Origin of the sequence: Actinomadura sp. GTD37 (assembly GCF_041951365.1) — a bacterium.
GTDB lineage: Bacteria > Actinomycetota > Actinomycetes > Streptosporangiales > Streptosporangiaceae > Spirillospora.
Genome location: NZ_JBGNUS010000001.1, coordinates 276,609 through 289,396, shown reverse-complemented (window position 1 = coordinate 289,396; position 12,788 = coordinate 276,609). Strand labels below are relative to the sequence as shown.

10 protein-coding genes are annotated in these 12,788 nt (G+C 72.6%); 8 read left to right on the top strand and 2 right to left on the bottom strand.

The genetic code is table 11. The features are described 5' to 3' along the window. Positions 1–76 precede the first annotated feature (76 nt). Positions 77–1,012 carry an AraC family transcriptional regulator gene (locus tag ACA511_RS01385; RefSeq protein WP_375022151.1) on the top strand — a complete coding sequence of 312 codons (936 nt, stop codon included), beginning with the start codon at positions 77–79 and terminating at the stop codon, positions 1,010–1,012. Between the two features lie 30 nt (positions 1,013–1,042). Here ACA511_RS01385 and ACA511_RS01380 read toward each other — a convergent pair whose 3' ends face one another. Next, positions 1,043–1,456 (bottom strand): SRPBCC family protein, encoded by a 414-nt coding sequence (locus ACA511_RS01380; RefSeq protein WP_375022150.1) that lies wholly within the window; start codon positions 1,454–1,456, stop codon positions 1,043–1,045. 126 nt (positions 1,457–1,582) lie between these two features. Between ACA511_RS01380 and ACA511_RS01375 the strand changes: the two genes are divergently transcribed. The 7 genes from ACA511_RS01375 to ACA511_RS01345 all read left to right on the top strand — a co-directional run bounded on the left by ACA511_RS01375 (position 1,583) and on the right by ACA511_RS01345 (position 11,183). After that, entirely contained in the window at positions 1,583–2,389 is an 807-nt protein-coding gene (locus tag ACA511_RS01375) for a helix-turn-helix domain-containing protein (protein WP_375022149.1), read from the top strand. A 346-nt stretch (positions 2,390–2,735) separates the two neighbouring features. Then, the gene (locus tag ACA511_RS01370; protein ID WP_375022148.1) at positions 2,736–3,929 is read left to right on the top strand and encodes a cytochrome P450; all 1,194 of its coding nucleotides are present in this window, start codon (positions 2,736–2,738) and stop codon (positions 3,927–3,929) included. A gap of 188 nt (positions 3,930–4,117) precedes the next feature. Further along, complete coding sequence (locus ACA511_RS01365; protein WP_375022147.1) at positions 4,118–5,584, top strand: FG-GAP-like repeat-containing protein; 1,467 nt, start codon at positions 4,118–4,120, stop codon at positions 5,582–5,584. 140 nt (positions 5,585–5,724) lie between these two features. Further along, positions 5,725–6,243, top strand: coding sequence for a (2Fe-2S)-binding protein (locus tag ACA511_RS01360; RefSeq protein WP_375022146.1), 519 nt, complete (start codon positions 5,725–5,727; stop codon positions 6,241–6,243). Continuing rightward, entirely contained in the window at positions 6,240–7,232 is a 993-nt protein-coding gene (locus ACA511_RS01355) for an FAD binding domain-containing protein (protein WP_375022145.1), read from the top strand. The genes ACA511_RS01360 and ACA511_RS01355 overlap by 4 nt, the downstream gene beginning before the upstream one ends. Continuing rightward, on the top strand, positions 7,229–9,472 hold the full coding sequence (locus tag ACA511_RS01350) for a xanthine dehydrogenase family protein molybdopterin-binding subunit (protein WP_375022144.1): 2,244 nt from the start codon (positions 7,229–7,231) through the stop codon (positions 9,470–9,472). The genes ACA511_RS01355 and ACA511_RS01350 overlap by 4 nt, the downstream gene beginning before the upstream one ends. A 46-nt stretch (positions 9,473–9,518) precedes the next feature. Continuing rightward, a complete protein-coding gene (locus ACA511_RS01345; RefSeq protein ID WP_375022143.1) occupies positions 9,519–11,183 on the top strand; it encodes a serine/threonine-protein kinase in 1,665 nt (554 codons plus the stop codon). 84 nt (positions 11,184–11,267) lie between these two features. On the opposite strand, the gene ACA511_RS01340 is transcribed toward ACA511_RS01345, so the two are convergent. Further along, the gene (locus ACA511_RS01340) at positions 11,268–12,686 is read right to left on the bottom strand and encodes an endo-1,4-beta-xylanase (protein ID WP_375022142.1); all 1,419 of its coding nucleotides are present in this window, start codon (positions 12,684–12,686) and stop codon (positions 11,268–11,270) included. Positions 12,687–12,788 lie beyond the last annotated feature (102 nt).

The following is a 12,788-nucleotide window of genomic DNA, read 5'->3' as shown; positions in this document are numbered from 1 at the left end:
CCTGCGGCAGACCTTGTGTCGTCATTGCCAGTCTTGGACATTCCACGGTTCGCTCGCAGGACATACCTTGGGCGTCATGGGACATTCTTCGGTCGGTGCCCCGCCGAGGCCCGGGGCGAGCCTGCGCACGGTGCGGCTCGACGGGACACCCGTCTACCGGTACCGGGAGCGCCCCGGCGTGCCCGCCGTCTCGGTGACCCGGTTCGACACCGGGACCGCCCACGCCGACCTCCCGCCGAACCACCGGCACGCCCACGACTTCCTCGTCCTGGTCTACGTCGAGGAGGGCGCGGGCTCGGTCACCGTCGACGGCGCCGAACGGCCGCTGCGCGCGGGCGAGGTCCACGCCCTGTCTCCCGGGCAGGTCATCGGCCTCACGACCGTCCCCGAACCGGCGCGCGGCGACGCGTGGTCGGTCGCGTTCACGCCCGACGCCGTCCCCGCCTTGGCCTCGGTCTCCCCGCTGGCCTGGACGCACCATCCTCTCCTCGCCCTGTTCGCCCCCGCCGCGGGCCGCGGCCGGGTCGCCGAGGCCGACCGGGCGGCCTGGTCGGCGTGGCTGGCGGACCTGGCCGGGGAGCTCGCCGACCCTGGACGTCTCGGGGCCCGCGAGGCCATCGCGGCCGCGCTCACCCGGCTCCTGGTCGCGGCCGCGCGGCTGGCGCCCTCCGCTCCGGGCGCACCGGACCCGCTGGTCGAGCAGGTCTTCGCCGAGATCGAGGCGACGTTCCGCGAACCCGTCTCCGCCGCGGACGTCGCCCGCACGCTCGGCTACACCCCCGGGCACCTCACGACCGTGCTCCGCAGGCGCACCGGCCGCCCCCTGCTCGAATGGATCACCGAGCGGCGCATGATCGAGGTCCGGCGGATGCTGCGCGAGACGGACCTGCCGCTCGACGCCGTCGCCGCCCGGACCGGCCTGCGCGACGCCGCCTACCTCGTCCGCCGGTTCCGCAACCGCTACGGCATCACCCCGCAGCGATGGCGCCGCGCCGAACGAGCATGGCCGTGACGGCGGCCGGACGCGAGCGGCGCGCGACGGCTACGCCTGCGGGCGGGCGGGCTCGAGAGCCTGCTTGATGACCGGCAGGGCGTGCGCCATGGCCGTGTCGATGGACGGGGCGAGATCGTCGGGAAGCACGTCGTGGATCCACACCAGCCGGCACTGCCCCTCCCCGTCGGCGACGACCTGCATCGAAGCGTTGTCGTGGTCGGGCTGAATGCTCTCCCCGACGATCGCGTAGACGATCCGCCGCGTGTCGTCGTCGATCGAGACGAACCGCTCCCTGGCCACCGTGCCGTCGGCGAAGGCGACGACCCGGCTGTCGCCGTCCACGCGGGTGTCCACGACGAACCCCGGAGCCATGCGCGATGGTCCCGCGTTGAAGTCGCCGATCACCTCCCACACCTTCTCGGCGCTGGACCGGATCATGATTTCCCTGCGGATTGACGCCATTTCCCCCACCTGCGATCGACATGGTCCGGACTTCTCCGGACCTCGTGCCCACAGCCTGCCGGGGGCGGCCGCGACCGTCTTGAAGATCCTTGCGGCGCCGTCACACCCTCCGCGTAACCTGCGCGGGTGCTCTCCTTCGCCGACCTGGCCATCCGTCCCGAGTTCGCCGTCACGACGGTGGACTGCCGAGACGATCACCGGAACTGGTCGGCGGAGGAACCCCGCGACGACGTCCGGATCGTGCTCGCGCGCCGAGGCGGGTTCCGCAGGCGCGCTCGCGGCGTCTGCACGGACATCGACCACACCGTCGGCTACCTCGGGATGCCCGCCGAGGAAGAACACTTCGCCCACCCCGCCGGCGGCGACGTGTGCACCTCCATCAGCCTGACGCCCGCGCTGTGGCGCACCCTGGCGGGCGACTCCCCGCGGCTGAACGGCTCGGTCCTGTACGTCGACGGGCGGCTCGACCTCGCCCACCGGCGGCTCCTCGCCGCCCTCCGCAGCGCCGACGTCGACCACGCCGGCGCCGAGCGACTGGTCGACCTGCTCGCCGGGATCGTCCGGCAGGCCGTGGCCACCACCACCCCGGACCACGCCTCGTCCACCGGCGGCGACCGGGCCCTGGCAGCCGCCGCCCGGGGCGTGCTCGGCGACGGCCACCCCGCCGGGGTCGGTCTGATCCCGCTCGCCGATCTCCTGGGCGTCTCCCCCTACCGGCTGAGCCGGGCGTTCACTCGAGCACTGGGCGTGTCACTCACCCGCTACCGCAACCGGGTCCGGGTGGCCCGCGCGCTCGACCGCCTGGAGGCCGGTGAACCCAGCCTGGCGATCCTCGCCGCCGACCTCGGCTTCGCCGACCAGGCCCACCTCTGCCGGACCATGCGCGACCACCTGGGCCACACCCCCACCGCGCTGCGCCGCCTGCTGACCTGACGGTCGGCGGTCTCGCGGGCCTCCCGACCGGCGGGCGAGACAGGACGAGGTACTCACGGCCGACGCGACACGGACGTACTCGCTGCTCACGATCGATAAGGTGCCCGACCTCGCTACCCGAATAGAGGTATGCGCGGCGGCATGGCGCCGTCAGCAGGCCGATCCCGGGTCGTTCAAAGTCTTCGCCGAATGTAGGTGTTTTCCTTGATGGCGCCGGGACATCGAGGCGGGTAGACGTGTGTGGACGGACGCGATATCCCGCGCGGTATCGGTCCCGGTGCTCCTGTTTCCCCAACGATCGCGCGGATCGGGAATGGTGATGGCGGTGCCCTTTGATCTGGCCGGCATGGATTTCTGGGCACGGCCGCACACCGAGCGGGACAAGGCTTTCGCGGCGCTGCGGGCGGCCGGGGAGCCGGTGTTCTGCCCGCGCCCGGACGGCCCCGGGTTCTACGCGCTGACCCGGTACGACCAGGTCGTCGAGGCCAGCCGCAACCCCCAGGTGTTCAGCTCCGAGCCGACGTCGGTCGGCCTGGACGATCCGCCGCCCGCCGCGGGCGAGCTCATGGGGTCCATGATCAGCTTGGACGACCCGCGGCATGCGCGGCTGCGCCGCATCGTCTCCCGGGCGTTCACCCGGCGCATGATCCAGAAGGCCGAGGACGACGTGGCCCGGCTGGCGACCGCCCTCGTGGACTCGCTGGCCGAGCGCGGCCCGTGCGACTTCGTCGCCGAGGTGGCCAGGCCGCTGCCCCTGAAGATCATCTGCATGATGATGGGCATCCCCGAACCGGTGCACGCCGATGTCGTCGCGGCCACCGACCTGCTCATCCAGGCGGTCGGCGACCCCGAATTCGTGTCGCCGGACGGCAAGGACAGAGGCGCCGTCCTGATCGAGCAGTTCACCTACCTGCATGCGCTGATGGCAGATCTCGCACGTCACCGGCGCGAACGCCCCGCCGACGACATGGTGACCGCCCTGGTGACGGCGAACGTCGACGGGGAGGCCCTGGACGACCGCGACCTGGGCAGGTTCTTCGCGCTGCTCGTTATCGCGGGCAACGAGACCACGCGCAACGCGCTGTCCCATTCCCTCGCGCTGTTCACCTCGCATCCCCGGCAGCGCGACCTGCTCGTCTCCGACCTGGACGAGCGCCTGCCCGCGGCGGTCGAAGAGGTCGTCCGCTACGCCACCCCGGTGAATTGGATGCGCCGCAACGTGACCCGCGACGTCGATCTCCTCGGCCACACCTATCGGGCCGGCGACCGGGTCGTGATGTATTACGTCTCGGCCAACCGGGACGAGAGCGTGTTCGCCGACCCGTTCAGCTTCGACATCACCCGCTCGCCCAACCCGCATGTGGGCTTCGGCGCGCCGGGGCCGCATTTCTGCCTCGGCGCCCATCTCGCCCGCCGTGAGATCACGGTGATGCTGCGGGAACTGTTCACCCGGCTGCCCGGCATCCACGCCGCCTCCGACCCCGTGCCCCAAGGCACCAGCTTTGTGAACGGCATCACGAGTCTCCGCTGCGCGTTCTGAACCGGCCCTGCCGCGGCGGCGCCGGCACATTATGATCATCTTCCGCTAACATGCCTTTCGCCGGTTATGTGAGGCGGCGCCAGCTCCCCCGCGCCCGTGCGCCGGCCGCCGTCCGCGCCCTCGGTGCGGCCTCCCTCCCTGCGATCGGGAGAACCGGCCGCCCGCCCCCCGAACGCGAGGAGACCCCCATGAAGTCGTCCGGTCGGCGCCTGCCCCTGGTGGCCCCGGTGGCCGCACTCGCGCTGGCGGTCGCGGGAGTGGGCGGAACGGCGGGAACGGCCGACGCGGCCGCGGCCCCCCGGCCGCCGCGAGGCGACGCCGTCGTCCACGCGACCCCTTCCCTCATGGCGCCGAAGACCGCGGTCTCGGCGGCCGCGGCGACGCCGGCCGCGGCGAAGCTGTCCCTGAAGGGCCAGTACCAGGCCACGAACTACAACTGCGTGCCCACCTCCGCGTCGATGAGCCTGTCGACGTTCGGCGTGTCCGTGGGCCAGAGCAGCCTGGCCGCGCAGATGGGCACGACGGCGGCCGACGGCACCAGCGGCAACCAGGCGCTGCCCGTCATGGACCGGTACGCCGATCCGCTCGGCTACAGCTACGGGTTCGCCAACGCCTCGACGGCGTCGACCATGATGTCGCAGGTCGCCTACGACGTCGGCGTGCTCAAGCGGGCCCCGGTCCTCGGCGTGTGGATGGAGAAGCTGCCCTGGAACTCCGGCATGTCCGGCTCCAAGGTCGGCCACGCCATCGTCGCCTACGGCTACGACAGCGGCGCCGGGACGATCACCGTCTGGGACCCGTGGAAGGCCACCGGCGGCTCGCACACCATCACCGCCGCCAAGCTCGCCGCGGACATGCAGCCCGGCGGCATGTTCAAGGTGACCGGCCACACCGACGCCGACCTGTCGAGCCTCGGCGACCTGTCCGGCGACGGCACCGCCGACCTGGCCGGAGTCGACCGCGCGACCGGGAAGCTGTGGCTCTACCCCGGCCCGACCGCGGCGGCCGCGGACCGGCGGCTGATCGGGACGGGCGGCTGGAACGGCATGACCGAGCTCACCGGCGTCGGCGACCTCACCGGTGACGGCAAGCCCGACCTGATCGCCGTCAGGAAGTCCGATGGGACGCTGTGGCTCTACCCGGGCGGCGCGAACGCCCTCGGCAGCCCCGTCAAGATCGGGAACGGCGGCTGGAACGGGATGAAGGACCTCACCGGCATCGGCGACCTCACCGGTGACGGCAAGGCCGACCTCATCGCCGCCGAGACGTCCGACGGGACGCTGTGGCTCTACCCCGGCGGCACGAAGGCCCTGGGCAGCCGCATCAAGATCGGGAACTCCGGCTGGAACGGCATGGCCAAGCTGACCGGCGTCGGCGACCTCACCGGCGACGGCAAGCCCGACCTCATCGCCGTCAAGACGTCCGACGGGACGCTGTGGGCCTACCCCGGCGCGTCGAAGGCGCTCGGCAGCCGCAAGCAGCTCGGCTCCGGCTGGGGCGGCATCCGCTCGCTCACCTACACCGGCGACATCACCGGCGACGGCGTCTCCGACCTGATCGGCGTGCAGAGCGACACGGGCGTGATGTACGTCTACGCGGGCCGCGCGACCGGGTTCGCCGCGCGGCAGCAGCTCACCTCCGGCTGGAACGGCTGAGGCTCTCCCAGGCGGCCGCCGTCCCAGGTCCTCGCGAGGCCGACGACGGCGGCCGTCCGGCATTCCACTCATCAAGCGCCACTATCTGGGCATAGGCCGACACGGACAGTGATGGCGTTTGATCGTGAGGGAGTGTCCCCATGGCCATGGAGGTCGCGGCTCGGGCGCTGGCGGGCGGGTCCGGAGCACGGACGATCGGGCTCACCGTCAACGGCCGCGCGAGGGAGTTGCGGATCGAGCCCCGCGTGAGCCTGCTGGACGCGTTGCGTGAGCATCTCGGGCTGACCGGTTCGAAGAAGGGCTGTGACCAGGGCGCCTGCGGCGCCTGCACGGTATGGGTGGACGGCCGCCGGGTGCTCGCCTGCCTGACGCTCGCGATCACCTGCGAGGGACGCGAGGTCACCACCATCGAGGGCGTCGCGGACGGCGACCGCCTGCACCCCATGCAGGAGGCGTTCATCGCCCATGACGCGTTCCAGTGCGGCTACTGCACGCCGGGGCAGATCATGTCGGCGGTCGCGCTGCTGGGCGAGGGGCACGCCGCCGACGACGAGATCGCCGAGTGGATGAGCGGGAACATCTGCCGGTGCGCGGCCTACCCGAACATCCGGGCCGCGATCCGCGAGGTCCGCGACGCGGCGGGCGGTGCGGGACGGTGAGGCCGTTCGACTACGCGCGGGCGGCCGACGTCGACACGGCGATCGCGACGGTCCGGGCGCATCCGGGCGGCGCGTTCCTCGCCGGCGGCACGACCGAGGTCGACCTGGTGCGCCAGAAGGTGCTGCGTCCGGACCTGCTGGTCGACATCAACGACCTGCCGCTGAACCGCGTCGAGGACCTGCCGGACGGCGGCCTGCGCATCGGCGCGCTGGCGCGCATGAGCGACGTCGCGCGGGCGGCCGGGGTGGTGGACAGGTACCCGTTCGTCGCGCAGGCGCTGCTGCTGGGCGCCTCCGCGCAACTGCGGAACATGGCCTCGATCGGCGGCAACCTGTGCCAGCGGGTGCGGTGCGGCTACTTCCGCGATGCCGTCTCGCCGTGCAACAAGCGTGAGCCCGGCAGCGGTTGCGCGGCCGTCACCGGGTTCCACCGCGGGCACGCCGTGCTCGGCACCAGCGAGCAGTGCATCGCGACGCATCCGTCCGACGTCGCGGTCGCGCTGGTCGCCGCGGACGCGGTGGTGCGCACGCGCGGCCCGGGGGGTGAGCGGGCCGTCCCGATCGATGACTTCTTCCTGCTGCCGGGCGAGACCCCGCAGCATGAGCATCCCCTGGAGCACGGGGAGCTGATCACGGCGATCGAGGTTCCGGCGGTTCCGGTGGCGCGCCGGTCGGTGTACCTGAAGGTCCGCGACCGGGCGTCCTACGAGTTCGCGCTCGCCTCCGTCGCGGCGGCCGTGGACGTCCGGGACGGCGCCGTCGCCGACGTCCGGCTGGCGCTGGGCGGGGTCGCGACCAAGCCGTGGCGCGCGCGGTTGGCCGAGCGGAGCCTGCGCGGCCGGCCGGCCACCCGGGACGCCTTCGCCGAGGCGGCCGCGCGGGAACTGGCCGCGGCCACGCCGCGGCCGCTGAACTCCTTCAAGGTCGAACTGGCCCGCCGGACGATCGTCCGGGCGCTGGTGGCGCTCACGAGCGGGGACGGCCGGTGAGCCCCGCCATCGGGCGCGAGGTCCCGAGGGTGGACGGCCGGGAGAAGGTCACCGGCACGGCGCGATACTCGGGGGAGTTCGCCCTGCCCGGCCTGGCGTACGCGCAGCTCGTCGGCGCGCGGGTGGCCGGCGGGCGCGTCACCTCGATCGACACGGCGGCGGCGGAGGAGACCGCCGGGGTCGCCGCGATCCTCACGCGCTACGACCTGCCGCGGGTCGCCCGCGTGCCGCTGGTCCCCTCGCTGCTGGGCGCGCCCGCGCCCGGCGAGACGTTCTTCCCGATGCAGGACGACGTGGTGCACTACGCGGGGCAGCCGGTCGCGATCGTCGTGGCGGACACCCTGGAGCAGGCTCAGCACGCCGCCGCCCTCGTCCGGGTCGAGTACGCCGGGACGCCGTCCGTCACCGTCATCGAGCAGGGCCGCGCGGACGCCTACGAACCGGAGAAGATCTTCGGCGGTTTCATGCCCGCGCAACTGCACCGCGGCGACGTCGAGGAAGGGTTCGCGGCGGCGGACGCGGACGTCGACATCACGTTCCGGTTCTCCCCCAACCACCACAACGCGCTGGAGCCGATGACCACCACCGCCGTGTGGGAGGGCGACAGCCTGACGCTGTACGACTCCTGCCAGGGCATCAAGGCGGTGCAGCTGACCGTCGCCGCGCTGCTCGGCATGTCGCCGTCGAGGATCCGGGTGCTGACCCGGTTCGTGGGCGGCGCGTTCGGGTCCAAGGCGATGGTCTGGCCGCACGTGACCCTCGCCGCGCTGGCGGCCCGGCACGTCCGGCGTCCGGTCCGGCTCACGGTCACGCGCGAGCAGATGTTCACCTCCTGCGGGCACCGCGAGGAGCAGGAGCAGCACGTCCGGCTCGGGGCTCGGGCCGACGGCACGCTCACCGCGATCCGGCACCACAAGATCTCCGTCACCTCGCCGTTCGACGACTGGGCCGAGCCCGCGTTCGGCGCCTCGTCCCAGCTGTACGCCGCCCCCGCCTTCGAGGGCGTCCACCGGCTGGTGCGCGGCAACACGATGACGCCCACGTTCACGCGCGGGCCGGGGGAGTCCGCGGGGGTGTTCAGCCTCGAATGCGCCATGGACGAGCTCGCCCGCGAACTCGGCGTCGACCCGGTCGAACTGCGGATGCGCAACCTCGCCGGCGCCGACCCGAACACCGGCCACCCCTGGTCCAGCGGCGGGCTGGACGAATGCCTGCGGCGGGGCGCGGAGCGGTTCGGCTGGGACGGCCGCGACCCCCGTCCCGGCGTCCGGCGCGAGGGGAACTGGCTGATCGGGACGGGCATGGCCACGGCGGCGTATCCGGTGGCCTTCTTCATGCGCACCCAGCGGGCCCGCGCCCGCCTGTATCCCGACTGCACCGCCGTCGTGTCCACCGCCGCGCAGGAATTCGGGACCGGCATGACCACCGTCCTGACCCAGGTCGCCGCCGACGGCCTCGGGATCGACCTGCGCGACGTGCGCCTGGACTACGGCGACACCGACCTGCCGACCGCCGGGTCGCCCGTGGGCTCCAACGGCGCGATGATGGTCAGCGCCGCGGTGCACAACGCCGCCGTCGCCGTCCGCGACCAGATGATCGCCACGGCGGTCGGCGATCCGGCGTCGCCGCTGCACGGCGCCGACCCCGCCGGGGTCGCCGTCTCCGGCGGGCGCATGACCGCCGCCGGAGGCGCCGGCGAGACCTACGGCGACCTCATGGAGCGGCACCTGATGAACGACGCCGAAGTCGTCGGGAGCTGGGATCCGCCGCCGCTGGACACCCCGTACGGGCTGCTGACGTTCGGCGCCCAGTTCGCCGAGGTCGCGGTCGACGCCGACCTCGGCATCGTCCGGGTCCGGCGCATGGCCGCGGCGTTCGCGCCCGGCCGCGTCCTCAACCCGATGACGGCCCGGAGCCAGCTCATGGGCGGCATGCTCTGGGGGATGAGTCAGGCCCTGCTCGAAGGCACCCGCATGGACACCGGCCTCGGCCGCTGGGCCAACGCCGGCCTCGGCGACTACCTCGTGCCCGTCAACGCCGACGCACCCGACGTCGACGTCGTGCTGATCGAGGTGGACGACCAGGTGACCGGCCCGCTCGGGGTCAAGGGCGTCGGCGAGATCGGCCAGGTGGGCTCGGGCGCCGCGATCGCCAACGCCGTCCACCACGCCACCGGCCACCGCGTCCGCGAACTGCCGATCACCGCCGAACACCTCCTCCCCCACCTGCCGGAGCCCTGAGTGGTTTGGGGGTCTTTGCGGAGGTCGTGGCCTTAGGCTGTCCGCCGTGACCTCTGGGCGGATGGTGATCGACGGCCGTTTCGAGCTGCGGGACCGGCTCGGCAGCGGCGGAATGGGCACGGTCTGGCGCGCGTTCGACCTCGCCCTGGAGCGCGAGGTCGCGCTGAAGGAGGTGCGGCTCGCCGACGCCGGGGCCGCGGAACTCGACCCGGACGTCGTCCTGATGCTGCGCGAGCGGGTGATGCGCGAGGCCCGCGCCCTCGCCCGGCTCGACCACCCCAACGTGGTGACGATCCACCACATCGTGGACTCGCCGGATATGCCGCATCCGTGGCTGGTGATGGAACTCGTCCGCGGGCAGTCCCTGCACGACCGGCTGGCGCAGGGGCCGCTGCCGCCCGCCGAGGGCGCCGCCGTCGGACGCGGGCTCTTGGCGGCGCTGCGCGCGGCCCACGGCGCCGGCATCTGCCACCGCGACGTCAAGCCCGCGAACGTCCTGCTGCGGACGGACGGGACGCCGGTCCTCACCGACTTCGGCATCGCGGTGCTGCAAGAGGCGTCCCGCGTCACCGTGACCGGCGGGCTCGTCGGCTCCCCGGAGTACATCGCGCCGGAGCGGCTCCACGGGCACGAGGGCGACCCGGCCTCGGACCTCTGGTCGCTGGGGCTGCTGCTGTACGTGGCCGTCGAGGGGACCAACCCGCTGCGCCGCCCCACCACCGCCGCGACACTGGCCGCCGTCATGACGGCCCAGGTCCCGCCGCCGCGCCGCGCCGGTCCGCTGACGCCCGCCCTGCGGGCGCTCCTGGTGCCGGAACCGTCGGCCCGGCCCACGGCCGACCAGCTGGACCACATGCTCGCCCAGGCCGCCGAGCCGAGCGCGCCGGGTGCGCTGGGCGTGCCGGGTGCGCCGGGTGCGCCGGGTGCGCCGGGTGCGCCGGGTGCGCCGACGATGCCGCCGCGTCCGCCTTTCGTCCCCATGACCGGCCCGGGGCCCGTGCCCGGGACGAACCCGAACCCGTTCCCGATGCAGATGACCCAGGACACGCGGCCCCGGCAGAGCCGAGCCGGCCTGATCGGGGCCGTCATCGCCGTGGCGGCGGTCGGCGCGGTCGCGGCGCTCCTCGTGACGGCGGCCGTCGTCCTCCCCAAGGTCTTCGGCGCGTCCGAGACGGAGAACGCCGGGGACCCCGCCGGTACCGCGTCGGCGAACGCCCGTGCGGGGTCGGCCGGGGACGGCGGCGCCAAGGAGGTCGAGTCCCTGCTGACCCCGGCCGCCGTCCGCGACGTCATCGGGAAGTTCGAGGAGGCGTCCCGCAGCAAGCAGTTCGCCGAGTTCACCGTGTACGAGGGACGCGCCTCCGCCGACGCCCCCGTCGCCGGGCGCCGCGGCGCCTTCGACAACTACACGTACGAGAAGGGCGCCGACGCCGCCGTCCGCAGCCGACCCAGCATCGCCATTACGACCGGCGACGCCAAGGTGAATCTCAACGCCTTCAACTGGGACGCCCTGCCGTCCCTCATGCGCCGTGCCGAACGCACGCTCAAAGTCCCCAAGCCGACCAACAGGTACGTCATCGTCAAGGCCGCCTGGACCTTCAACGGCGACCAGCCCACCATGATGGTCTACCTCACCGACGACTACGGCGGCGGCTACCTCGCGGCCAACACCAAGGGCAAGGTCATCACCACCGTCCCCTCCGACTCCTAGCCGATCGGCCGGCGCCGGATCCCGTGGCGACGAGCGCGCCGATCGCGGGAGCCGGCGCCGGCGAGGCGGCGAGGCGGGATTGCCTCAGGTGCGGGTCCAGTGCTGGTTGTCGCCGTTCCAGCAGGAGTAGAGCTGGATCGCGGCGCCGTTGCCGGAGCCTGCGGCGTCCAGGCAGAGGCCGGACTGGGCGCCGACGATGGATCCGTCGGAGTTGAGGGTCCACTTCTGGTTGTCGCCGCCCCAGCAGCCGTAGATCTGGACCTTGGCGCCGTTGCCGGTACCGGCGGCGTCCAGGCACTTGTCGCCGTAGACCCTGAGCTCACCCGCGTCGGTGTAGGTCCACTGCTGGTTGGTGCCGCCGTGGCAGTCCCACAGCTGGAGCTGGGTGCCGTCGGCGGTGGCGGCGTTGGGCACGTCCAGGCAGCGGCCCGAGCCGACGCCCTTGATCGTCCCGGAACCGTCGGGGGGAGGCTCTGAGGTGCCGCCGTTCAGGGCGTTGAGGACGGACGTGTAGGCGGCCTTCTTGCTGCCGTTGCCGTCGAACAGCAGCGGCGTGTCCTGCGAGCGCCAGGAGTCGGTGTCGCGCACGCCCCAGACGGTGATGCCGAGGCAACGCGAGACGGCCAGGCAGTCGTTGGTCACGTTGGCGTAGGTCGTGGGCGAGGCACCCTGGATGTCCAGTTCGGTGATGGCGACACCGACGCCGAGGGCGGCGAAGCTCTGCAGGGTGGTGCGGAAGTTGCTGTTGTAGGGGCTGCCGCTGTTGAAGTGGGACTGGAAGCCGACGCAGTCGATGGGCACCCCGCGCTGCTTGAAGTCGCGGACCATGGAGTACACGCCCTGGGTCTTGGCCCAGCTCCAGTTCTCGATGTTGTAGTCGTTGTAGCAGAGCTTGGCGGACGGGTCGGCGGCGCGCGCGGTGCGGAAGGCGACCTCGATCCAGTCGTTGCCGGTGCGCTGCAGGTTGGAGTCGCGGCGTCCGCCCGAGTTGCCGTCGGCGAACGCCTCGTTCACGACGTCCCACTGGACGATCTCGCCCTTGTAGTGGGCCATGACGCCGTTGATGTGGTTGATCATCGCCTGGCGCAGAGAGCTGCCGCCGAGGTTCTGCATCCAGCCGGGCTGCTGGGAGTGCCAGGCCAGGGTGTGGCCGCGTACCTGCTTGCCGTTCTGGACGGCCCAGTTGTAGACGCGGTCGCCCGAGCTGAAGTTGAACTGGCCCTGCTGGGGTTCGGTGGCGTCGATCTTCATCTCGTTCTCGGCGGTCACCATGTTGAACTCGCGGCCGGCGATCGTGGTGTACGCCGAGTCGTTGAGCCGGCCCGAGGCGATGGCGGTGCCGAAGTAGCGGCCGCTCTGCGCCGCCGCGGCGCCCAGCGTGCTCTCCGCGGCGGTGGCGGGGGACGGTGCCACGAGAGCGGCGGTCGTGCAGAGCACCCCGAGGGCGCCCGCGAGGAAGGCCCGCTTGCGGGCTCTGGACCTGGGCATGGCGTTCGTACGCACGTCTGTTCCTCCATGTAAGAAACGAAGGGGCGGCACGGACGCATCCGTGCAACAGACGCCGCGCTCCCTCATGGGAACGCACACACCACCGGGCGTCGCGGA

Bases quoted from the DNA above. Each gene is read 5' to 3' on its own strand.
- ACA511_RS01385 (WP_375022151.1), top strand. From the start codon at position 77: ATGGGACATTCTTCGGTCGGTGCCCCGCCGAGGCCCGGGGCGAGCCTG.
- ACA511_RS01380 (WP_375022150.1), bottom strand. From the start codon at position 1,456: ATGGCGTCAATCCGCAGGGAAATCATGATCCGGTCCAGCGCCGAGAAG.
- ACA511_RS01370 (WP_375022148.1), top strand. From the start codon at position 2,736: ATGGATTTCTGGGCACGGCCGCACACCGAGCGGGACAAGGCTTTCGCG.
- ACA511_RS01365 (WP_375022147.1), top strand. From the start codon at position 4,118: ATGAAGTCGTCCGGTCGGCGCCTGCCCCTGGTGGCCCCGGTGGCCGCA.
- ACA511_RS01360 (WP_375022146.1), top strand. From the start codon at position 5,725: ATGGCCATGGAGGTCGCGGCTCGGGCGCTGGCGGGCGGGTCCGGAGCA.